The sequence below is a fragment of the Geobacter sp. SVR genome (assembly GCF_016865365.1).
Lineage (GTDB): Bacteria > Desulfobacterota > Desulfuromonadia > Geobacterales > Pseudopelobacteraceae > Pelotalea.
The window spans coordinates 279,066-301,193 of the sequence record NZ_AP024469.1 but is presented as its reverse complement, the minus strand read 5'-3'; the positions used below and the strand labels follow the sequence as shown (position 1 = coordinate 301,193).

The following is a 22,128-nucleotide window of genomic DNA, read 5'->3' as shown; positions in this document are numbered from 1 at the left end:
ACGTCTCCCGCTTCTGCCGGCCTGAAAGGCTCATGGTGTGTGAAGGTGTTCGTAGACCTCCTCAAACTTTCCGGCAAGAGCCCTGAAGGCATTCAGTACCGAAGGATCGAAGTGCTGGGGCAGGGTCCTGCCGTCGCCTCCGAGAATGATCCTGCAGGTGGTGTCATGGTCGATGGCCGGTTTGTAGACACGGGCATTTCTCAATGCGTCGTACTGGTCGGCCAGGGTTGTGATCCTGCCCCCCCAGGGAATCTCCTCACCTTTCAGTCCCCGCGGATAACCGCTGCCGTCCCAGCGCTCGTGGTGGGTCAGGGCGATCTCCGCGGCCAGCGACAGTCTTACGTGTTCTCCCAGGATCCTGGCCCCTTCCACGGTATGCTGCTTCATAATCTCGTACTCGGCAGCGCTGAACTTGCCCGGTTTCAAAAGGAGCGCCGCAGGGATGCGCAGCTTCCCCACGTCATGCATCCGCGAATGCAGACGGATCATTTCCACCTTGTCGTCGGACATGCCCAGCTGCCGGGCAAGAAGGGCGCCGTATTCCCCCACCCGGACGATATGGTTGCCGGTATCCTCATCATTGGCCTCGGCTGCCCTGGCAAGGGCGTGAACCGTGTAGACGAAGGCCTCTTCGGTTTCCTTGACCTGATGGGAGAGTGATTTGAGAAAGAGGCTCTGGGCGACCACGCTGTTGAGCACCTCGGCATCGTACATGGTCACCTCGCGGCCATAGTTGACCGCGCAGAGCGAGATGGTGTCGCACCGGCAGATGACGATATTCTCCGGCTCAAGGAAGAGATCGGCCAGGGATGCGGCAAATCCCGCCAGTTCATGGCCCGGCGGATCGGACCTGTTGTGGCAGCAGATCAGCGGCGTCGCGCCCGGTGCTTGCAGAAAACGGTCGAAGTCGGCCGCCAGGAGGGTAATGGAAAGATCTTCGCCGGTGCAGCTGTAGCGATACCAGCGGCTGGTGCCCTCCTCCCCCTTGATTCCCAGCAGCACCATCTGCGGGTTGTCGGGCATGTCGGGTGATCTGGCGATTACCCGCCGGATGATTCCGGTAATGTTGTCCATGAAATTGAAGTGGAACGGATCGAAGGTGGGGATGATCTCCTCCGCCACCCGTGTCAGGCTTGCGATGTTGTTGTAGGCGGAAGTGAGCCGGTCGTTGAGGGTTTTCACCCGGATAAGCATGCCGATGCGCGCCAGCACCTCGGCGGTGTCAAAGGGTTTGGAGATGAAATCCTCGGCTCCGGCCTCGATCCCCTTGATGCGGTTCTCTTTGGCGGCATAGGCCGTGATCATGACCACCGGGATGTTGCGAAGGTATTCATCAGCCTTGATCCGGCTGCAGACTTCGAAGCCGTTCATACCCGGCATCATCATATCCAGCAGCAGGACGTCGATCCGCTCCCTGCGGATCGTTTCCAGGGCATCGGCACCGTTGTCGACACAGATCACGTCGTAGCCGCGCGGCACGAGTATGGCTTCCAACAGGCCAAGGTTGAGGGATTCGTCGTCAACGCAGAGAATTCTGGGGATTCGGCTGTTCATGGAGCCTCCGATTCCGTGTTGTTGGGGAGGTCGGCAAAAGATGCTCGAAGATAGGATCTGAGAGTGGGGCACCTCATTATGTATAAATCTCTAGGACGTGCCGAGCCATATGCGCACCCATTCAGGCAGCTCGCGAATATCGAACGGCTTGGAGATATAGCCATCGAACCCGGCCTCCATGATGGTGCTCTGGTCGCAGTTCATGGCCAGTGAGGTAATGGCGATGATCTTGACACCCGCTATGTCCGGCTCTCCCCGCAGTGTGGCTATGGCGGTGAAGCCGTTCATCACCGGCATCTGGATGTCCAGGAAAATCAGGTCCGGATGGTGGTTCCGCGCCTGTGCCACCCCTTCCGCGCCGTTGGCCGCCTCGATCACCTCGTAGCCGTGATAGTGCAGCACCTCCCGCAGCAGGTAACGGTTCAGATCGTTATCGTCCACCACAAGCAGTTTTTTTCCCACAACGACCCCTCCCTCTTCATCTCTGTAATGGGACGGTAAAAGCGAACGTGCACCCCCTGCCGTATTCGCTTGCCACCCGGATGCTTCCCCCCTGAAGCTCCACAAGCCGCTTGGTGAGTGCCAGCCCGAGGCCCGTTCCCTCCTGATTCTTCACGTACGGGGATTCCAACTGGGTAAACTCGATGAACAGCTTTTTCAGGTCTTCGGGGCGGATGCCGATACCGGTATCCGTGACCGAAATCTCGACAAACTCAGGAGCCGATCCAGTCTCTGCCACATAATCCCCGCCGGCATCCGGCATATCCCGGTCCGCACCATTGCCGCAGTGTGCCGAAACCAGCACGCTGCCCCCCTCCGGTGTGAACTTGACGGCATTGGAAAGAAGATTGAACATGATCTGCTTCAGTTTCCGTTCGTCCGCCTCGATCTCTCTGTCCGCCTCCGGCGGAATCCAGAGCGAAAGGGTTATGCCGTGCTTGAGGGCCTTTTCCATGAGCAGGGCAACCGCGCCCTGCAGGGACTGCCGCAGGGGGAAGCGGGAGAGCTCCAGCTCCATCTTGCCCGCCTCCACCTTGGAGAGGTCGAGGATATCGTTGATAAGGCTCAACAAGTGCCGGCCGCTCACGAGGATGTTGTTCACATACACTTTCTGCTTCTCGTTGAGCGAGCCGAACAGCTCATCCAGCAGAACCTCCGAGAAACCGATTACCGAATTGAGGGGGGTGCGCAGTTCGTGGCTCATGTTGGCCAGGAAATCGGATTTGGCCTTGCTGGCAACGTCTGCATCCCGCCTGGCCGCTTCCGCTTCCTGCTTGCGAAGTTCCAGTTCCCGGTTTTGCTCTCCCAGGGTTTCCATGACGCTGTAGAAACTGAGGGTGTAGGTCATGATGCCGTTCAGCAACAGGTCGTTGGCGATCATCACCTTTCTGCTGGCGCTCTTGGGATCGAGTTCGGCGATGATGCCCCTCAGGCATTTGGAATGAATGTCCAGCAGCACCTCCGGGCCGATCTTGGCATTGACCAGTTCGCGGGCCAGCTCGGACACATCATAGAGAGCCTTCTCCTCCATCTGCCCGAGGAAGTTCGACAGCAGGGCGCTGTAGCGTCGAAGGATTTCACTCTCGTTCATGGCTCACCTTCCCACCAGCACGGTGGCATCGTCGTTGTCCCCGGCAAAGGCCTTGAAAACCTGCTCTGCGACCACCTGAGGAGATGCGGCTATCATCTCGGGTTGAACATCCCACGGAAAGGAGATCCCGTCCGAATACATCATGATGGTTGCACCTTCCTCCCAACGGTAGTCCCGGACCTGGTAGCGCTCCATGGACATCCCCAGAGTGCCGTTGAAGCAGAAGGGGCGCACCGGCACGCTCGTACCGTAGACCCTGGTCTCCACATTGCCGATGCTCAGGTGCCGCAGCCGCGATTCCGCAAAATCGATCCGGCAGAGGGCCACGGCCGCTCCCCTGGTGCCCTTCAGTTCCTGGTGGCACAGCTCTGCGATCATGGGCAGTGGTGCGTCGTAATTTTCCTCGATGACGGCCATGCAGACCCGGCCCGTTTCAAAAGCCTCCGGGCCATGCCCCAGAGCGTCCAGCACCGTAAAGAAGACATAGTCGCGGCCCTGTTTGATGAAATAGGCGTCGCCGGAGACATCCTCCCCCGGCTTGGGTCTGGCGATGACCGAAAAGCCCATCCGTGTGTCATCCTTGGAAGGAAGCCACTTTCTGGCGACCACCGATGTCATCGCTCCAGGCTGAGACTCGATGGAGAACTCGTCCATCAGTCTCCTGACCCCGGAGAGTCCGATCCCCAATCCGCCGGCCGTGGAGACCCCGCCGTGGACAGCGGTCCTGATATCCCGTATTCCCGGTCCAAGGTCCAGCGAACGTAGCTCAACCCCTTGCCGGCCGGTAGAGTTGAGCGTGGTTATGACGATCTCTCCATCCACGGCATGATGTTTGAGAAGATTGGTAGCGAGCTCGGAGGCAACTATCTCGATCTCGCCGGATGCAATCTGGTCGAAGCCGGCCTCCTGGGCCGCCTCTCTGGCCAGGCGGCGGACCTTGAGGATGTCGCTGTCCACAAACACCAGAATACGCTGCTCTTTCAGAGCCATTTGACCACCTCGACCATGGTGCCCTTGCCGGGTACCGAGTCAATGCGAAACTCGTCCACCAGGCGCCTGGAGCCCGGCAGTCCCAACCCGAGAGAGCCGACGGTGCTGAATCCCTCACGCATGGCGCGTCCCACATCAGGGATCCCGGGGCCATGGTCCTCACACCGCACAGTCAGGCCGATTCTGCCCGCTTGCTCCAACCGGAAGACACGTATGCTTCCTTCGCCGGCGTGGACCACGATATTCCTGGCCAATTCCGAGACCGCCGTGACGAGCTTGGTCTGATCCAGAAGGGAAAATCCCAGCTCCTGCGCCATGGAACGCACCTTCTGGCGGGCCAGAATCACATCTTCATCGCTTTGTATGGAAAATCCGACTGTCCCGTCGCTTTTCCCTTTCATACCGCTCCTCCCTCGTCCGCGGGGGGAGTTCCACTAAGCAGCGTGTCCAGAAAACGGAGCCCCTCTTCCACATTGAGCGAGGTGCAAAGATCATTAAGGGTCATGCCCAACTGCACCAGGGTGAGCACGACCTCTTTCCTCATCCCGACCAGTATCGTAGTGGTTCCCATGAGCCGCGCCATCTTGGCGGTTTCTCCCAGGAGCCGGCCGAGAAAACTGTCTACGATCGATACTGCCGAGACATCTATGAGCAGCCCTTGGGCACCGCTCTTCTCGATCTTCCTGAGGATGCTCTGCTGGAGCTTCATTGCGGCCTTGTCGTGCAGTTCCACCTGAATCGGTACGACCAGGGTTCCCCCGACCTTGATGATGGTGACTTCGTCCATGTTCCTATACCTCTTTGGAGACAAACCTCTGTCCGGTCAGATCCAGGGCAACCCGCAGACCTTCCGCCATGGTGTTCCTGGTGGTCACCCAGGCCAGATCCACTCCAAGCTGGATCATGGTCTGTGCGATCCTGGCGCGTATGCCGGTGATGATGCACTCCGCCCCCATCAGCTTTGCTGCTGCTACGGTCCTGAAAAGATGCTTGGCGACCAGGGAATCCACCACCGGAATGCCGGAGATATCGAGAATCGCCACCTTGGCCTGGTTCTCCTCGATCCCGGTCAGGAGCGACTCCATGATGTGCTGGGTCCGTGCACTGTCCATAATGCCGATCAGCGGCATCATCAGGATCCTCTCCCATACCTTGACCACCGGGGCGGAAAGCTCCAGCAGGGCTTTTTGCTGTTCCTTTATGATCGCTTCCCGCGAGGCCGTGAAGGTCTCGAAGGTATACAGGCCGGCCTGGTCGATCACCCGGTTTACCAGACTGATGGCCTCCAGCAGTTTATCCTTCTGGGGATAGGCTTTCTGCAGCACCGTATTGATGGGATCCTTCTTGGAAAAGACCAGGGTGGCGACCTCCGCCGGCGAAACGCCTTTGGCGGCCAGGATCGTACTCAGCCTGGTATGCAGCTCGCGCGCATCGCGGTAGGCCTCTCCCCGGAAATCCTCCCCTGCGTGCAGGGCCTTGGCAAAGGCGGAAATGCCGTCGCGCATGAAGCATTTCATCTCCTCTTCTCCCATGGTCGCCACTATGATTTGCCCCTTGTCGGTGATCAGCTGGTACCAGGAGGAGATGATCTCCTGCTGATTGTCGGCAATTATGGCGGCTATTTCCTGGCAGATAGTTTTACGTGACATTGTCTGTACTCCTTTCGTGTTCATTGATTCATTGAACAGAGGCAGCTGATCAGATTCCGTTCTTCCTTATTTCCCATTCGGGCGGCACTACCCGACCGCACACCGGACATACCACTTCGAACATCATCACCTGGTCCCCTTCCACCTCCACGGTAATCTGCTTCACCTCCATCTGCAGCAGTTTGCCGATGTCAAACTGCTTGCCGCAACATCGCGGCAACAGCTGCCTTACCGGGCTACCCCTGAACACCTTGTCGTAGCTGTGCAAAATCGTCAGTTTTCGCTGAACATCTTCCAATCTGAGCATTTCCTTCTCCTCGTTGTTTTTCGAAACGTTCCGTCCTGTTCAATCGCGTCGTGAAAACAATGCCTGCTCCCCCGCTCGGTGCCCTTCCTGGGTCAACATGAAGGACAGCTCGCCGCACGGGCAGGGACTCAAATACCGGCGCCTCAGCAGCCGGACAAGCCCCTGGCTCAGCTCGCGGGGGGAATAGCCGATGCTGAAACAATCCTCCTGCAACTGGGAGATATCGACCATCTGCCCGACCGGCAGATTGCGCAGGCGCAGTGCCGCCAGGATGATCTCTTCGATATGCTCGTACGAGATTTCACCGGCTGTGTCCCGCGAACTATCGTCATGCTGCTGCTTCATGATTTCTCCCTCATAGTTGTCATGCCGCTACCACCCATTACATGGATAGTGCCAACTCCTTTTGAGGAGCACTGAAGCAGGGCCTGCCAGATCATGCCTTTCTTTGCGCTGGCCAGGTCGTTCAATGCGACAGGGCACTGATGATCAAAAGACATAACTCACTGAAAAATATAATTTATTAAACAGAGAATGATTCAGGAGGCAGTAGAAACGAAGTGTGGAAATTGGCTGGGACAGGAGAGGAAAAGCGTGCTGAAGCAACAGAGCAGGGCGACCGGTTCCTTGAGTGTAACGTTTCGTTACAGTCGATTTGGAAAACATGCCGCAAATCTGCCCTGGCCCTTGCTTTCAGCCGAGTGTAACATTTTGTTACACCTGAATACCAAAACCACTCCGAGCCCTTTGCTGGAGCGGCTTTGAGCCGACTGTAACATTTTATTATAGGCGATCTGAAACCAGACGAAAATCAGGGAAAAAGAAGAGAGGTAAGGGGATTATTTCCGGGGAGCGCGTAGCTCAAGATCCTGACGGATCATTTTTTCGAGCGTTTTATCGAAAAATTCGCGGCGGCAATCGACACCATCGATGGCTCCACTGGCCAGCCGACGCAGAAAGCGGCAACCACCGAAACAGAGCGGCAGGTAGGGACAGGCCAGACACTCATCGCACTTCCAGGCATCCAGGCCGTGGGAAGTGCGGTAATCGCCGACCCCTTCAGCCAGCGAACCAATCCGCAACTCTTCCTGTCCCATGAAGGCCGGACATTTGTAGAGACCGCCGTCGTAGCCAACCACCAGGTCGTTGGCGAATTCGATCATACAACCGGCTGGGGCCGGTTTGGGGGCGTTGAAGCCGCGCCGCAGAGTCTCTTCTCGCAGGTACAGGCTGGCCTCGATCAGCCAGGGTTCGGACGAGCAGGCGCAGGTGGCGCTGAAATCGCCGATGCCGCTACCGTCCGACTTGGGGGTGACCGGCGCGAAGACCACCATCTGCAGCATGTCCGGGGTAATGCCCGCACCCGACAGATGGTCCAGCATTTCCGGAAAACGGTGATAGTTGTCGCGGGTGAAGTTGCCTCCTACCTGCAGCGCCACAAGATCCCAGGTAGCCGCGATATTGGCCACGATCGCATCGAAACTGCCCCGTCCGGAGACGAACGGACGCTGTCGGTCATGGATCTCGCGGGGACCGTCCAGGGTCAACTTGGCCTTTTTCAGCCCCAACTCCGCCAGTTCCCGCACGGTCGGGCGGTTCAGCAGGGTACCGTTGGTCACCAGATTGAATTCGAAAGCCACCCCGTGCTGTCCGGCCAACAATTTCAACCGCTCAGCGATGGATTTCAGCAGCGGCAAGGCTAGTAACGCCTCTCCGCCATAGAAATCGATGACAATGTCCAGACCGGACGCCATCCGTTCCGTCACCCGCTGCACCAGCAGGTCGGCGGTCTCCTCGCTCATCGTAAAGTCACCGCGGAACGGGTCTTCGTAACAGTACGGACAAGCCAGGTTGCATGTCAGGGTCAGGGTGACCACGGCAGTAAACCGTCGGCTGTCACGGTTGACGCGCGTAAAGGTAGCCAACACCTCCTCGCGCTCGGCCTCGCAGTCCGCCACCAGAAAGCCCAGGCGCAGCAGAGTATCGCGTTCTTTATCCGACAGGTCGTTGCACCGGATGCGTTCCAGTAGTGCGTGCGATACCTGCAGCAGTGCCCCACGTCGGGTGGAGAACAGTAGCACCCGTTCCGGCTGGTCCGGATGAGGGTAAGTTTTCGTGTAGCGAGACAGCTCCATGGATGTCCTTCGAAAATAAGTTCAAGGGGAGCCGCAGCTCCCCCTGGGCCCGCAGGGACTACATGAAGATCGTCATACTCGTAATACAACAGGATACCTGCGCGCTCATCTCATAACCTTCTTCCAATATAACCAATTCTTCACTCATGGGACACATCCGCCTCACCCCCCTTCTCTCATTAGATCTACTGCAAGTTGCTGGACAAGCCAAGCTCTAATTTGCTACCGTGCCGACAATGAACCTCTTGTGCCGATCATATATCGCTGCGCTGCTGCTGGCAACCAGCACATTTTTGATCCCCGGCCGGGCTATGGGGGATGACGAGGAAACCCTCGAGCTGTTCAACGGCTGGCAGGGGCAGTCGGTCTCAACCGGCAGGGCCGCCAAGCCGCTCTCGCGTACCCCCGAGAATGTCACCGTGGTGACCGCCGCCGATATCGAGGCGCTCAACGCCCATACCCTGGCCGATGTGTTGGTCACCATTCCGGGTCTGCAGCTCGACTTGAGGGGCGGGGTGGGAAGCGTAGCGTATACCTTCATCCAGGCTTCCCAGTTCAACCATGTGCTGGTACTGATGGACGGGGTACCGCTCAACAACCTATCCGACAATTTCCCCGACGTAGGATTGGTGCCGGTCCAGCAAATCGAACGGATCGAAGTTGTCAAGGGGGCGGCCTCGACTGCCTGGGGCCAGGCCTTGGGGGGAGTGATCAATGTCATTACTAAAAATCCTGAACAAGGACGTCCCGTCGGCGGTACTGCTTTGGTTTCAGTCGGAGGACACGGTACCGCCGATACCCGCGGTGAGCTTTCCGGCACTCCCGGCAGACTCGGCTATTATCTCTCAGGCGGCTTCCTCGGCTCCAATGGCCTCTTCCCCAACAATGCCCTGTCATCGAGCAATGGCTATGCCAAGCTGATCCTGGACCTGCCAAACCGTAGCAGCCTGACCAGCAGTTTTTCCTATATCCAGGCCAATCGCGGGGAATTCGCCTCACCGGCTTTTAATCTGAAGGGTAACGATAGCGTCCGCTTTTTCTATGCCACTCTTGGCTATCATCGGCAGTTGTCGGAAGACCTGGAACTGGAACTAAATACCCGCTACACCGGACGCGAAATAAATGTTTTGGTAGACCGACTGAGCGATGCAACCACCGTGAAGGACGTTAAGAACCATGAGGACGTCACCGGTGCCAGCGCCAAGCTGGTCTGGCGGACGGAACACAACTTGCTGGTTGTTGGAGGCGATTATGAGCATGCTGCTCTCACCTGCAACTCGACACTGCTGCCGGTGGATTTCCCGGATCGTCCCGTGAACCGCTGGGGGACCTATCTCAACTATACCCTCAGTTTTGGGCCGCTCTCGCTTTCGGCCGGAGAACGATTTGACCGTACCCAAAGTAACGATGACCAGTTCAGCCCTTCCCTGGGGTTTACCTGGCAGTTGGGGGAAACCACCCTGCTGCGGGGCTATACCGCCCGCGGTTATAGCCTGCGATCACTGCAACTGGACCGTGGGTCCGAGAAGGTTTGGACCTCCCAGATCGGCATCGAGAGCAGCGCTATCGGTCTGCTCTGGCTGAAAGGGACCTTGTTCCGCAACGAAATCTGGAATATTGCCGTCAGCGACTCCCAAAGCGGAGCATGGTCCAGCGAGCGGCGCATTGCCCTGGGTACCGAGCTGGAGATGCGTACCGCACCGGTCCTGCACACCTCCCTGGGTGCCGGCTATACCTTTGTCGATACCACCCGAACCAGTGATGGTTCCCAGGTCAAGGATGTGCCGCGCCACACCGTGCAACTGGCCCTGCGCTATGACGACCAGCGCCTGCGCGCGATGCTGACCGGCCGCCATGTCTGGTGGAATGCTGATCCCAGCAACAATGGCCGCTACGGCGGAATGGTGTGGGACCTGCACCTGGGAGCCATGCTGTTCAAACGCGAGGACACCTCGCTGGAGCTGTTCTTCTCCGGCCGCAACCTCTTCAACAACGACCAGTACCTGATTAATATCTACCCTGCCCCGGGGCGCTGGTTCGAGGGCGGTATGAGGATAGGCTTCTGATGTTTTTCCCCTCATGCCCCACTACTGTCCGGTTAATAATTGAATAAGTTCAACTGGTTATAGTCGAGAGTGCCAGCTTTCTGCTTGAGACCCTCTGTAACCAGTGATGAAATGGGCTTTTTCTCGAATAAGTTGACCTCAAGAATCTGTAGAAAAGTGTATAGCGAGCACGGAATACCGAGTCGTTTTTTGGCGATAGCCACGAGCAGGTACATGCAGAGCCCGACCCATATCTGGCTTTTAACAGCATTTTCGGATGTTCCGTAAAACTTCTTGAATCGCAGGTGCTGCTTGATCCACTTGAAGAACAGCTCCACCTGCCACCTCTGCTTGTAGACGTCAGCAACTGTCTTTGCCGGGATGTCAAAGTTGTTGGTTAGAAATACCAGACGTTTGTTTCGCTCTTTGTCAACATAGCTGACCCGGCGTAGCCGTTCTGGATATCCCTTCTTCGATTTTATCGTTACCAAGGTGATAACCTGGTCGGCCCGTATACCTGTTTCCTTATCTTTTGGTGCAGAGTAGAGGCGCTTGAATTTCAGGTTGTCTTTGGCCCTTATGACGAAGAATGCGCCCTGCTTATGAATTGCGAACAAGCGTGCATAATCAACATAGCCGCGATCCATGGTATAGATGGCATCTTCTTGAACCGGCATTCTGTCCAGCAACTTTACATCATTCACTTTGCCGGTGGTAATTGCTACGAATGTCGGGATTATTCCACGCAGGTCAATCAGCGTGTGCATCTTGACCGCTGCCTTGGTTTTCCGGAATTCGGCCCACGGAAACAACGTCAGGCAGAGATCAATAGTCGTAGAGTCAAAAGCAAATAGTGGTTGCTTCAATTCGATGGCAAGCGGATCACCCTTGTAAAGCTCTTGGGCAAGACCGATCAGGATCTGGCCAAAATCCTGAAAGATCCGCCAATCCCTGCGCTCGTTCGCATCGGCAAGCGTCGTGCGGGAGACATCACCACGAAATCCAATGTGGTAGAGTTTCTCCTGATGAGAGTTCAGACAGGTTTCAATGTCCCGCAAACTCTCACGCCCGGTCATCTGGGCATACGCCAGACAAAGAAACTGGTCGAATGTGGAAAAACTCTTGGCCCAGTACTCACCGCGATATCGGTGAACGCAGACATTGAACTCATGTCGTGGAAGATACTGAAGCAGTTGCCGAAAGACGGTATGGCCAGAGTTCATTGGTACCCTCCTGAGCTGTCAGGAAGGTACCACCCCGGAGCCCCGGGATGAATTCAAATCGAAAAAAGAACAATCGTGTCAAAGAACATTAATAATCAGGTGGTTAAGCCAGTACATTCGAAATTAACCGGACAGTAGTGCTCATGCCCCAATTGTTTCGCACCCCCCCATGTGACAGGCCGGCGCAGCTATCAGCGCCGCGTTTTCTGCCTGGCCTTTCTGATTGCTGCAATGGTACTGCTGCTGCTTTGCGAACAGGCCCGGGCCTACCAGGTGCTGGTGGTGCAAAGCCGCCGCGAACCGGCCCTGGATGAAGCGCTGGCTGGCTTCCGTACCGCCCGTCTCTCCGAAAGGGTGATCGTGCTGTCGGACTATGGCGAGGCCGATGTGGTACGGATTGTACGTGAAGAGCGCCCCGCGCTGGTTCTGGCTGTCGGTGACAGCGCCCTGGCAGCCGCCAGAAAGATCCGCCACGTGCCGGTGGTCGCCCTGATGGCGCTCGGCTTCCCCAGCATGTATGGTTCCCATCCCAACCTGGGGGGCATCGGCATGCTTGCCTCTCCGGAACGCTACCTGACACTGTTCAGAACCATGAAGAGGCGCCGGGTAGGGCTGCTGTACCATCCCGCCAAGAGTGCCTGGTACCTGCGCCAGGCTCGGCAGGCTGCACAGCGCATGGATATCGAACTGATACTGCGTGAGGTTTCCACTCCACGCTCCGCACTGACGCAGCTGGACACCTTGAAAGGCGCGGTAGATGCACTGTGGATGCTGCCTGATACCTCAGCGGTCACCCGCGAAACCGTCGAGGCCTATTTTCATTTTTCCCAGGAACAGCGTGTGCCGGTGATTTCCTTTGCTGCACCGTACCTGAAACTGGGAGCTGCGGCGATACTGGAGCTGGACCGAACCGACATCGGCCGGCAGGCTGGCGAAATGGCGCTCTCGATCCTGCGGGGGAGCGACATTGCCGAACTTCCTCCCGGCCTGCCGCGCCGGACCACGCTCAAATCCAACGGGAGCGTTCTCAGGCATCTCGACATCTCACCGGAAATACTCGATAAGTTGGAACGGGAGTAACGCAATGGGACTGTATGCATTTCTCACCGGTTTCCGCGCCAGCTTCCGCTTCAAGCTCTTCATGATTTTCACGCTGCTGACCGCACTGATCACTTCCCTCTTCAGTACGCTCTACATCTTCTCCGAAATAAGCGAACGCACATCCCGGGCCGGCGACCGGGCCCGGCTGCTGGCAACCCAGCTGTCGGACGGCGTCCGACTGGCGCTGTTTGCCGAAGACCGCGAGACGCTGCTGCAAATGGCCGGCACCACGGCGCGCTATCCGGACATCAATGCCGTGACCATCACCGCCAACGATGGACGCGTACTGGCTGAGGTGCGGCGGCCGTCAAAACCTGCCGCCAACGATCTTCTGAGCATGTCAGCCGAGGTTCGCAGCATGCCGCAGGGTTTGTCCCCGGAATCGGCGCTCACCGGCAGCGACGATACATCAGGGGTCAGGATAGGCACCGTGCGGGTCGACCTGGACACCAGCGGAGAAAGGGAAAACACACACCGTTTGATCGCCACCGCCTGCTGCGTCTCCTTCCTGTTCTGGGCCACAGTTTCACTGTTGAGCTACTTGGCCCTGCGGCAGGTGACCCGTTCTTTCAACACGTTGGTCCATGGGCTGGAAACCATGCAGGAAGGCAATTATACCGTCAGTATCCCGATAGAACGCGATGACGAGGCGGGCAGGGCAACTGCGGCTGTGAATCATCTGGCAGCCGCCCTGCGCCAGCGGGAGGTAGAGAATGCGCGACTGCAGGAGGAACTGGTTAATGCCATGCGCCTTGAAGTGCAGGAAGAAAAGAAACAGCTGATGGCCAAACTGATCCAGACCAACCGGATGACCTTTCTGGGACTGCTGGCCTCAAGCATGGCCCATGAGATCAACAATCCCAACGCAGCCATCCATCTGGCCGGCACGTACCTGTCTCGGGCCTGGAAGGATGCCTTGCCGCTGCTGCAGCAGGCAGCCGAGGAGGAGGGGGATTTCTGTCTGGGTGGGTTGCCGTTCAGCGCGGCCAGGGACGAATTGGCTCAAAGCTGCGCCACCATCGAGCGCAGCACCAAGCTGATCGCCGCGGTGGTGCACGACCTGCGCTCCTACAGCCTCGGAAAGCCGAATGAGTTTCGTCCCGACGTCGATCTCAACCAAGTGGTCAGCAATGCGCTGTCGGTCATTCGTGCCTATGGTCATCACAGCGACATGAGCATCTGGACCGACCTGGCGCCGGAGCTGCCGTCGGTCAACGCCAGTCCGCACAAATTGGAACAGGTGGTGGTCAACCTCCTGCTCAATGCGCTCCAATCGCTGGATGGCGGCAAGGGACGGATCATGGTCAGCACCGCCTACCTCCCGACTGTCGGAGAAGCCACCATAACCGTGCAGGACGAAGGGGAGGGCATACCGGCGGAGCACATGGAGCGGCTGCTGGAGCCCTTTTTCTCGACCCGGCTCGACCGGGGGGGCAGCGGGCTCGGTCTCTTTGTGGCCAATTACCTGGTGAGTGAACATGGCGGCCGAATCACCTTCCGCTCCCAGCCGGGAGCCGGCACTGCCGTAACCGTTTCACTCCCTCCTGCCAGGTCCGCGCTGCAGGGATAAGGAGCAACGGAGGAATACTAAAACTCACATCCTCTCCTGGACGCCCGTTGCACTGCGGATGCTGCCTTCCGCAAGTTTTCTGTTGAGCGTTGGACGCGATATGCCCAAAAGATCGGCGGCATGGCTTTTGTTGCCTTCCGAAATGCGGATCGCCTCTTCGATGATCATCTGCTCAATGATCCCGATGCTGGGAAAGGCCGGAAAATTCATTTGCAGACGGTAGGAGCCGTCCCGGAAGATACGCAGTTGCCTCGGTCCCGAGCCATCGGAGACGTCGATGCCCGGAAAATCGGCCAGATTCAGTATTCCGCTGTTGTCGCAGGCCACTGCATGCTGGATCAGGTTGGCCAGTTCCCGCACGTTGCCGGGATAGTCGTAAGCCTCCAGCGCGTTGCGCGCCTCCCTGGTAAGTGCCGGCACGGGGCGCCCGCTCTCCGTAGCGGCTTTCCGCAGGAAATGCTCGATCAGCAGCGGAATGTCGTCGCCCCGTTCCCGCAACGGCGGAATGTGTATGTGGTGGTTGCGGAGACGATGGTACAGGTCGCGGCGAAAGACCCCCTGTTGCATCAGGCTTCCGAAATCGCGGTTGGAGGCGGCGATGATACGGGCATTGCTCTTGATCAGGGCGTCCGACCCGAGCCGGTAGTATTCGTGTTCCTGCAGCAGACGTAACAGCTTGACTTGGGAGTCGCTTCCCAGATCGCCGATCTCGTCCAGAAACAGGGTACCCCCCTCGGCCTTGGCAATTAGTCCCTCCCGCGGTTCGTGGGCGCCGGTAAAGGCGCCTTTTTTATGCCCGAACAGGGTATCGGCAAACATCATGTCATCCAGCCCGGCAACGTTGAGAGGTACGAAAGCACCCCTGAGACCGCTGGACTGGTGAATGGCGCGGGCGATCAGCTCCTTGCCGACGCCGGTTTCTCCGCTGATCAGAACCGGATGGTGTGTGCCTCCCATGGTCTCCACGATCTTGAAAATGGCTTGCATGCGCGGATTGGCAGTTACGATCCCGCTGAAGATCTCGGGCTGGAGCAGGTTGTTCCCCAGCAGGTACTCCTTGAGGCGGCGGTTCTGCCTGGCCAGTTCGTTGATCTGGAAAGCCTTGGCAATGCAGGACAGAAGCCGGTTAACATCGATCGGTTTGGTGATGTAATCAAAAGCTCCCTGTTTTATGCATCCCACCACAGTCTGCAGATCGTTGACCGCCGTCATGATGATGACCGGAATGTGCGGGAAGCGCTCGATGATCACCGGCAACAGGTCGGCACCGGTCAGGCCCGGCATCATCCAGTCCATCAACAGCACCGCCACCCCGCCGCATTCCAGCGCATCCAGCAATTCGGTACTGGCAGAGAGCGTCGTTACCTCCTTGATGCCATTGGAGATAAGCATCAGACGCACCTCGTTCAGAAAATCGGGGTTGTCATCCACCACCAGGATGGAGCGTTCATTATCGGCAGGTTGCTTCAAGGCACCAACCTCCTTTTTTGCTGATCAGATTTCCTGAAAACCAAACAGGCACCTGCGATACGGTCGCACGTGCCTGTCGGTGATACAACTAATGTCATGGCGCCGCCGCCTTCAACATGAGAAGAAGGCTTCGATGGCAGCGGCCAAATCCGCCAGGGTGTAACTGGCCGGTTCAATCGCGACCTCGAGTCCCAGGCTGCGGCAGGCCTGCGAGGTTATCGGCCCAATGGAGGCCACCGTCACCCCTTTGAGCAGGTCGAGCATGCGGTCTTCGCCCACCATGGCGGCCAGGTTCCTGACGGTTGAGGATGAGGTAAAGGTGATGCAATCCACTGTTCGCCGTTCCAGGGCATGCAGCGCTTCGTGCGGCAGCGAGTCCGGCAGGATATTGCGATATGCAATCGGACTGTCCACCCGGGCACCCATTCGTGCCAGTTCGCGCGGTACCAGATCACGCGCTCGGTCAGCCCTGGGGAAGAGAACTCTTTTGCCTGCCAGATCCATGCGGGCGAACTCGGCCACCACCCCTTCGGCCTTGTAATCCGACGGCACCAGATCGGGCCGGATGCCGAACTCACCCAGCGCTTCAGCCGTTTTCGGACCCACGGCGCAGACCCGGCACCGGCCGAGCACTCTGGCATCCAGGCCGAGCACTTCCAGCCGCCGGAACACCGATCGTACCGCATTACCGGAAGTCAGCACCAACCAGTCGTAGCTTCCTGCCTCGCGCAGCACCGTATCAAGAGGCTCCCACTGTTCCGGCTCCACCAGCCGGATTGTGGGGCATTCGATGGCCATGGCGCCTTGCTCCGCCAGCATGGCCGCAAATTCACCGGTCTGGTCGGCGGCGCGGGTTACGATGACCTTGCGGCCGAAGAGCGGACGCCCGTCGAACCACGACAGCTTCTCACGCAGGGCCACCACTTCTCCCACGATCGTGAGGGCCGGCGGTTTGAAGCCGGCCCGGTCGGCCCGGTCGGCGATATCGGCCAGGGTGCCTTTCAGCACCTGCTGGTCCGGTGTGGTCCCCCAGCGGATCAACGCCACCGGCGTGTCAGGACTGCGCCCGTGCTCGACCAGGCGCTCCATGTTCCGCCGCAGGGTAGTGATGCCCATGTAAAACACGAGCGTGCCTTTGCCGCGGGAAAGGCTGTGCCAGTCGATGCCGGAATCGTCCTTGTCCTTGCCCTCCCTGCCAGTGACCAGGGTAACCGAGGCGGTGTAATCGCGGTGAGTGAGGGGAATACCGGCATAGGCGCAGGCGCCTACAGCCGCGGTTACGCCCGGCACGATTTCGAACGGCACACCGGCAGCGCCGAGCGCCTCGCACTCTTCGCCCCCCCTCCCGAAAACAAACGGGTCTCCCCCCTTCAGGCGGACGACGATCCTGCCGGCCTGGGCCTGTTTCACCAGCAGCGTGTTGATCTCTTCCTGGTCCTGATTGTGACGGCCGCCGATCTTGCCGGCATAGATCCGCTCAGCGGCAGCCGGCACATGATCCAGCAGTTGCTCGTTGGCCAGGTAATCGTATACCACCACCTCGGCCTTCCGCAGGCATTCAACCCCCCGCAGAGTGATCAGCCCGGGATCACCGGGCCCTGCCCCCACCAGGTACACCATACCTTTCGATTGCAGGTGAGTGGTCATGGATGCGAGGGTGATGCGATCTCCCGCTGGTAAACCTCTTCCAGGATGGCCTTGCCCCCTTCTGCCAGCAGTTGATCGGCCAGCCGGATGCCAAGCTGTTCGCACTCCGTCACCGGTCCGCTGATCTCGCCGTGCACCGAGCGACTTCCGTCCACCGCGGCGATGAATCCCACCAGGCGGAGCTCACCGCCACTGACCGTTCCATGGGCGGCAATCGGCACCTGGCAGCCCCCTTCGCAGCGCTTCAGCAGGGCACGCTCGGCCCTCACCGCATGGGAGGTGTCGGCATGGTTGAAAAATGCAATCGTCTCGGTGATGACCGGGTCTGCCAGCCGGCATTCGATCCCCAGGGCTCCTTGTCCGATGGCCGGGATGGAAAGATCGGTATCGAGATATTCGGCGACCTTTTCTGTGAAACCCAGCCGCTTCAGACCGGCGGCTGCCAGAATCACGGCATCCAGCTTCTCGTCTTCCAGTTTGCGGATGCGGGTTTCCACATTGCCCCGGATGATGACCATCTGCAGATCGGGGCGTACCTTGAGCAACTGGGCCTGGCGGCGCAGGGCGCTGGTGCCGATGCGGGCACCCTGGGGCAGTTCACTGAACTTCACATTGCGCGAAATGACTGCATCGCGCGGGTCTTCGCGTTCGGTGATGCAGTACAGGCCGAGACCTTCGGGGAACTCGGTCGGTACATCCTTCATGCTATGCACGGCAATGTCTATTTCGCCCCGCAGCATGGCCTCCTCGATCTCCTTGACGAACAGCCCTTTGCCCCCCACCTGGGCCAGCGGCACATCGAGAATCTTGTCGCCGATGGTCTTGATCTTGGTCAGGGTAACTTCCATGCCGGGATACTGTTTTTCCAGCTCGGACTTGACCCAGTTGGCCTGCCACAACGCCAGCTGACTAGCGCGGGTGCCGATGCGTAACTGTTTGGGGGGCATGATGATCTCCATTTCTTGTGTAATGAATTTCCTGTTACAGAGGCAGAGAATATCGATTCAGAAAGATGAACCCATATCTGTCCCGTGGTGAAAATCTCTGTGTCCTCTGTGGCTAAAGCAATACCGGCAGGCGCTCCGTCAGCCGGACCTCTTCCGGCGTTACCAGGGCGCGATAGGCCAGGGCCTCCACTCCCTGTTCTACGGCCAGCCGCAGCAGCCGCCCGTAAGAGGGATCGATTCCGTCGGCCGGCGAAACGGAGTGGCCATCTTCACGCTGGACGATGAACAGGATCACTCCGCGATCTCCTTCCGCGACGACACGCATCAATTCACGCAGGTGCTTCTGGCCGCGCTCGGTGACCGCATCGGGAAACAGCGCCCGGTTCGATTCCACCAGCGTGACGTTCTTGACTTCCACGAAGCAGCGCCCTTCCGGCCCCTCCAGCAGCAGGTCGATCCGGCTGCGCTCGCCGTAGCGCACTTCGGGACGGATCAAGGGGTACCCCTGCAGTTCAGCCAGAGTACCCTCTTCGATGGCTTCACGGGCCAGCCGGTTAGGGAGGCCGGTGTTGATGCCGGCCCAACAGCCGCAGGATTCGACCAGTTCCCAGGTAAAGGGATAGGTACGTCCCAGGTTGGGGCTGCGGGAAAGGAACACCCGGCTGCCGGGGTCAGCACACCCTTTCATGCTGCCTGAGTTGGGACAGTGGATCGTAACGACGCTGCCGTCTTCCAGCAGCACGTCAGCAAGAAAGCGTTTGTAACGTTTTATCAATGTTCCCGCTATCAGCGGCGGCAATTTCAAATGCTTACAATCCTTCCTGAATCCGGGGAGCAATGCGGCACCTCCCGGTCTTAGCAGGGACAACCCGGCTGGTCGCCCCCACGGGTGGTGGAGTTGCGGCCTATTCCTCCAGCTCCAGTTCGTCATCTTCCTGGTGGCCGGTCTGCAGATCGAACAGCTGCCGCAAGGCGTCCACATAGAGATCGATGCGCCCTCCCTGACCGGCCCGCTTGAGTGCGGCGGTGGGGGCGTGCAACAGCTTGTTCGTGATGGCCATGGTCAGGGCTTCCAACCGTTTTTCAGCCTCGGGGGGCAGATCTTTCCATCCAGCCATCGTTTTTTCGAGCTCTGCACGCCTGATCTCGTCGAACCTGCTGCGCAGGGCCACGATGGTGGGGGTCACCTCTAGGGATGAGAGCCACTTGTAAAACTGTCCGATCTCCTGGTCGATGATTTCCTCGGCCTTTTCCGCCTCGCGATTACGCTGGGCAAGATTGGCCTGGACGATCTCCTGCAGGTCGTCCACCGTAAAAAGATAGGCGTTTTCCACATCATCGACCTTGGTGTCGATATCCCGCGGTACGGCGATGTCGATAAAGAACATCGGCTTGAATCGGCGCCGCTTGACCACTTCCTCGACATCCTTGGGACCGATGATGCAATGCGGAGCCCCGGTAGAGGAGAGTACGATGTCGGCCCGGTGCAGGTGCTGGAAGAGCTCGTCGAATGGCACCGCCTCCCCGCCGAAATCCGCGGCCAGCCGTTCGGCCCGCTCAAAGGTGCGGTTGGTGACCATCACGCCACGGGCACCGCTGTTGAGGAAGTGCTTGGCGGCCAGTTCGCACATCTCTCCGGCGCCGATCAGCATGACGGTCTTGTCGGAGAGATCGCCGAGGATCTTTTTGGCAAGCTCCACGGCGGCAAAGGCCACCGATACGGCGGACGAGGCAATCCTGGTTTCGGTGCGGACCCGTTTGGCCACCGAAAAGGCCTTGTGCAGAAAACGGTTCAGGATGATTCCGGAGGATTTGTATTCGGCCGCATATCCGTACGAGGTTTTGATCTGCCCCAAGATCTGCGGTTCACCCACCACCATAGAATCCAGGCTTGAAGCCACCCGGAAAACGTGCCGGATGGCGGCCTCGGAGTGATGGCTGTACAGATGGGGTTCAAGGGTTTCCAGCGAAATGCGGTGGTGGTCGGCCAAAAAACGCTTTATGCGGGCGATGCCCCCTGCTATGTCACGGGTAGTGGCATAGATTTCTACCCGGTTGCAGGTCGAGACGATCACCCCTTCCACTATGTCATCCAGGGCCACCAGATCACGCAACGGCTTTTCGATCAGGTTGGGCGAAAATGCCACCTTTTCCCGTAATTCGACCGTTGCAGTCTTATGTGAAAGCCCCACGACAATGATGTTCATAGGATTGCGGTCCTTGGAGGTGCCGGGATTGAACTACCAGGTGATGCTGTGCTTCATGCCCAGGAAGGTTATCAGGAGCACGATGAAGCCGATGATCGAAAGAATGGCGGCACGCTTGCCGCGCCAGCCGATGGTCAGGCGCCCGTGCAGCAGTGCCGCATAAATGAACCAGGTGATCAGAGACCAGGTCTGTTTGGGATCCCACACCCAATAGCTTCCCACTGCCTGTTCCGACCAGATGGCACCGGAGATGATGGCAAAGGTGAGCAGAGGAAAGCCGACTGCCAGGCTGCGATAGCTGATCTCGTCCAGGGTCTCCAGCGAAGGCAGCTTCTGGAACAGGCCGCCGAAATGCTTGGCCTTGAGGAAATGACGCTGAATCAGGTACATCACCGCAACACCGAAGGCGATGGCGAAGGCGGCGTAGCTGATAAAGGCGAGCAGGGCGTGGAACCAGAACCAGTTGCTCTGCAGGATCGGCGGCAGCTGGCGCACCTCGCCATGCAGGGCGCTGGCGAGGATCAGCATTACCAGGGCTACGGGCGTGACGAAGGAACCGAGCGTGGTCACCTTGTAGCGTCGCTCGAACAACAGAAACGTGGCAACGATCAACAGGCTGAAGAACGACAGGGATTCCTGCATGTTTGTCAGCGGCAGGTGCCCGGCCTGACTGGCCAGGTGAATCGTGGAAAGGCCGTGAGAGATGCATCCGGCGGCAAGCAGGCGACTGGCCCATCTGGTCAGCCAGTCAGATGTGCGGAACAGGCAGGCAAGGTAGGCCGTCGTGGCACACCCGTACAGGACCAGGGTCAGATAGAAAAAGAGATGCGTCATGGCACTCGTTCCTTGCGTTCGGTGAACTCTGCGACCAGCTCCCTGGCTCGGGAGCGCATGATCGCGCCATTGTATGTGCTGCCCTTCCCTTCCGTCAACAGCTTTTCACGCTCCGCTGCCAGGTGCTCCAGAGCCAATCCGTATTCCTCGCCGATTACGCCGGCAAGGACATTACGAACCTCTACCGCGAGTGCCGGACAGCGACCGCCTGTGGAGACGGCGATCTCAAGCGCTCCGCGCCGCACGACAGCAGGGAAGGTGCAGTCCCCCAAGTCGGGGGCATCACTCACGGCAACCAGAATTCCCCGTTCACGTGCGTCGGCCGCAATCCGTGCATTGACCGCGGCATCGCCGGTCGCCGCAACGACAAGGAAAACCCCCTCGAGATCGCCCGTTTCGTAGCGTCCGAGGCGAACCGGCACGCCTTCAGCTGCAGTCAGCCCGGCCAGATCAGGAAGCATCTCCGGTGCGACTATGCGCACCATGGCTTGCGACTCGAGCAGCACCTTCACCTTGCGGTATGCCACACTCCCGCCGCCCGCAACCAGCACGGGACGCCCTTTCATATCTATGTTCAGCGGCAAGCCCGACATGCGCTCTTCTCCGAGGGCATCTGAAAATTCTTCACGTTGAGCGGTGATTTGATACCTGTTACCTATCGATACGATCTACAGACGATTCCGGTCGCACCGGCCACTTCGGCATCGCGGCCGGAACCTGTAGCCGATGGAAGAGTTGTTTTATGCGGAAACGCTCTCTTGTGTCGGGTTTGTTTACACATGCACTTCAGCATACCCCCATTTGTTGCACCTTTCAACTGACAGGGCTCTTTTTCCGGAGTTTGCTCTTGATTTTTTC

21 protein-coding genes are annotated in these 22,128 nt (G+C 58.6%); 3 read left to right on the top strand and 18 right to left on the bottom strand.

Features of this window, described 5'->3' with window-relative positions; all coding sequences use genetic code 11:
• Nucleotides 1-30: 30 nt before the first annotated feature.
• The 10 genes from GSVR_RS01625 to gptM all read right to left on the bottom strand — a co-directional run bounded on the left by GSVR_RS01625 (nucleotide 31) and on the right by gptM (nucleotide 8,226).
• Entirely contained in the window at nucleotides 31-1,554 is a 1,524-nt protein-coding gene (locus GSVR_RS01625) for a response regulator (RefSeq protein WP_173201907.1), read from the bottom strand.
• Nucleotides 1,555-1,644: 90 nt separating this feature from the next.
• Nucleotides 1,645-2,016 carry a response regulator gene (locus tag GSVR_RS01620; protein WP_173201908.1) on the bottom strand — a complete coding sequence of 124 codons (372 nt, stop codon included), beginning with the start codon at nucleotides 2,014-2,016 and terminating at the stop codon, nucleotides 1,645-1,647.
• 16 nt (nucleotides 2,017-2,032) lie between these two features.
• Nucleotides 2,033-3,145, bottom strand: a complete 1,113-nt coding sequence (locus GSVR_RS01615) for an ATP-binding protein (RefSeq protein WP_173201909.1) — start codon at nucleotides 3,143-3,145, stop codon at nucleotides 2,033-2,035.
• Nucleotides 3,146-3,148: 3 nt separating this feature from the next.
• Nucleotides 3,149-4,135: an ATP-binding SpoIIE family protein phosphatase gene (locus GSVR_RS01610; RefSeq protein ID WP_173201910.1), complete on the bottom strand. Its 987-nt coding sequence runs from the start codon at nucleotides 4,133-4,135 to the stop codon at nucleotides 3,149-3,151.
• Nucleotides 4,126-4,536, bottom strand: a complete 411-nt coding sequence (locus GSVR_RS01605; protein ID WP_173201911.1) for an anti-sigma regulatory factor — start codon at nucleotides 4,534-4,536, stop codon at nucleotides 4,126-4,128. Before GSVR_RS01605 ends, GSVR_RS01610 begins: the two co-directional genes overlap by 10 nt.
• The gene (locus GSVR_RS01600) at nucleotides 4,533-4,922 is read right to left on the bottom strand and encodes an STAS domain-containing protein (protein ID WP_173201912.1); all 390 of its coding nucleotides are present in this window, start codon (nucleotides 4,920-4,922) and stop codon (nucleotides 4,533-4,535) included. The genes GSVR_RS01605 and GSVR_RS01600 overlap by 4 nt, the downstream gene beginning before the upstream one ends.
• Nucleotides 4,923-4,926: 4 nt before the next feature.
• On the bottom strand, nucleotides 4,927-5,784 hold the full coding sequence (locus GSVR_RS01595; protein WP_173201913.1) for an STAS domain-containing protein: 858 nt from the start codon (nucleotides 5,782-5,784) through the stop codon (nucleotides 4,927-4,929).
• 49 nt (nucleotides 5,785-5,833) lie between these two features.
• Entirely contained in the window at nucleotides 5,834-6,091 is a 258-nt protein-coding gene (locus GSVR_RS01590; protein ID WP_173201914.1) for a hypothetical protein, read from the bottom strand.
• Between the two features lie 39 nt (nucleotides 6,092-6,130).
• Nucleotides 6,131-6,436, bottom strand: a complete 306-nt coding sequence (locus tag GSVR_RS01585; RefSeq protein ID WP_173201915.1) for a hypothetical protein — start codon at nucleotides 6,434-6,436, stop codon at nucleotides 6,131-6,133.
• A 494-nt stretch (nucleotides 6,437-6,930) separates the two neighbouring features.
• Nucleotides 6,931-8,226, bottom strand: a complete 1,296-nt coding sequence (gene gptM, locus GSVR_RS01580; RefSeq protein ID WP_173201916.1) for a geopeptide radical SAM maturase — start codon at nucleotides 8,224-8,226, stop codon at nucleotides 6,931-6,933.
• A 236-nt stretch (nucleotides 8,227-8,462) separates the two neighbouring features.
• Here gptM and GSVR_RS01575 point away from each other — a divergent pair, with 236 nt between their 5' ends.
• Nucleotides 8,463-10,292 carry a TonB-dependent siderophore receptor gene (locus tag GSVR_RS01575; protein WP_173201917.1) on the top strand — a complete coding sequence of 610 codons (1,830 nt, stop codon included), beginning with the start codon at nucleotides 8,463-8,465 and terminating at the stop codon, nucleotides 10,290-10,292.
• A gap of 32 nt (nucleotides 10,293-10,324) precedes the next feature.
• Here GSVR_RS01575 and GSVR_RS01570 read toward each other — a convergent pair whose 3' ends face one another.
• The gene (locus GSVR_RS01570; protein ID WP_173202480.1) at nucleotides 10,325-11,494 is read right to left on the bottom strand and encodes an IS4 family transposase; all 1,170 of its coding nucleotides are present in this window, start codon (nucleotides 11,492-11,494) and stop codon (nucleotides 10,325-10,327) included.
• 171 nt (nucleotides 11,495-11,665) lie between these two features.
• Here GSVR_RS01570 and GSVR_RS01565 point away from each other — a divergent pair, with 171 nt between their 5' ends.
• Nucleotides 11,666-12,574 carry an ABC transporter substrate-binding protein gene (locus GSVR_RS01565; RefSeq protein ID WP_239077428.1) on the top strand — a complete coding sequence of 303 codons (909 nt, stop codon included), beginning with the start codon at nucleotides 11,666-11,668 and terminating at the stop codon, nucleotides 12,572-12,574.
• A gap of 4 nt (nucleotides 12,575-12,578) precedes the next feature.
• The gene (locus GSVR_RS01560; protein WP_173201918.1) at nucleotides 12,579-14,165 is read left to right on the top strand and encodes an ATP-binding protein; all 1,587 of its coding nucleotides are present in this window, start codon (nucleotides 12,579-12,581) and stop codon (nucleotides 14,163-14,165) included.
• A 24-nt stretch (nucleotides 14,166-14,189) separates the two neighbouring features.
• On the opposite strand, the gene GSVR_RS01555 is transcribed toward GSVR_RS01560, so the two are convergent.
• The 7 genes from GSVR_RS01555 to GSVR_RS01525 form a co-directional block, all read right to left on the bottom strand.
• Nucleotides 14,190-15,635, bottom strand: a complete 1,446-nt coding sequence (locus tag GSVR_RS01555; RefSeq protein ID WP_173201919.1) for a sigma-54 dependent transcriptional regulator — start codon at nucleotides 15,633-15,635, stop codon at nucleotides 14,190-14,192.
• Nucleotides 15,636-15,746: 111 nt separating this feature from the next.
• Complete coding sequence (gene cobA, locus GSVR_RS01550) at nucleotides 15,747-17,282, bottom strand: uroporphyrinogen-III C-methyltransferase (protein ID WP_173201920.1); 1,536 nt, start codon at nucleotides 17,280-17,282, stop codon at nucleotides 15,747-15,749.
• On the bottom strand, nucleotides 17,279-18,229 hold the full coding sequence (gene hemC / locus GSVR_RS01545) for a hydroxymethylbilane synthase (RefSeq protein ID WP_173201921.1): 951 nt from the start codon (nucleotides 18,227-18,229) through the stop codon (nucleotides 17,279-17,281). The genes cobA and hemC overlap by 4 nt, the downstream gene beginning before the upstream one ends.
• A gap of 112 nt (nucleotides 18,230-18,341) precedes the next feature.
• Nucleotides 18,342-19,034 (bottom strand): DNA/RNA nuclease SfsA, encoded by a 693-nt coding sequence (gene sfsA / locus GSVR_RS01540; protein ID WP_173201922.1) that lies wholly within the window; start codon nucleotides 19,032-19,034, stop codon nucleotides 18,342-18,344.
• Nucleotides 19,035-19,134: 100 nt separating this feature from the next.
• Nucleotides 19,135-20,436 carry a glutamyl-tRNA reductase gene (hemA, locus tag GSVR_RS01535; protein WP_173201923.1) on the bottom strand — a complete coding sequence of 434 codons (1,302 nt, stop codon included), beginning with the start codon at nucleotides 20,434-20,436 and terminating at the stop codon, nucleotides 19,135-19,137.
• Nucleotides 20,437-20,469: 33 nt separating this feature from the next.
• On the bottom strand, nucleotides 20,470-21,270 hold the full coding sequence (ccsB, locus tag GSVR_RS01530; protein ID WP_173201924.1) for a c-type cytochrome biogenesis protein CcsB: 801 nt from the start codon (nucleotides 21,268-21,270) through the stop codon (nucleotides 20,470-20,472).
• Entirely contained in the window at nucleotides 21,267-21,863 is a 597-nt protein-coding gene (locus tag GSVR_RS01525) for a bifunctional precorrin-2 dehydrogenase/sirohydrochlorin ferrochelatase (protein WP_173201925.1), read from the bottom strand. Before GSVR_RS01525 ends, ccsB begins: the two co-directional genes overlap by 4 nt.
• Between the last annotated feature and the right edge of the window lie 265 nt (nucleotides 21,864-22,128).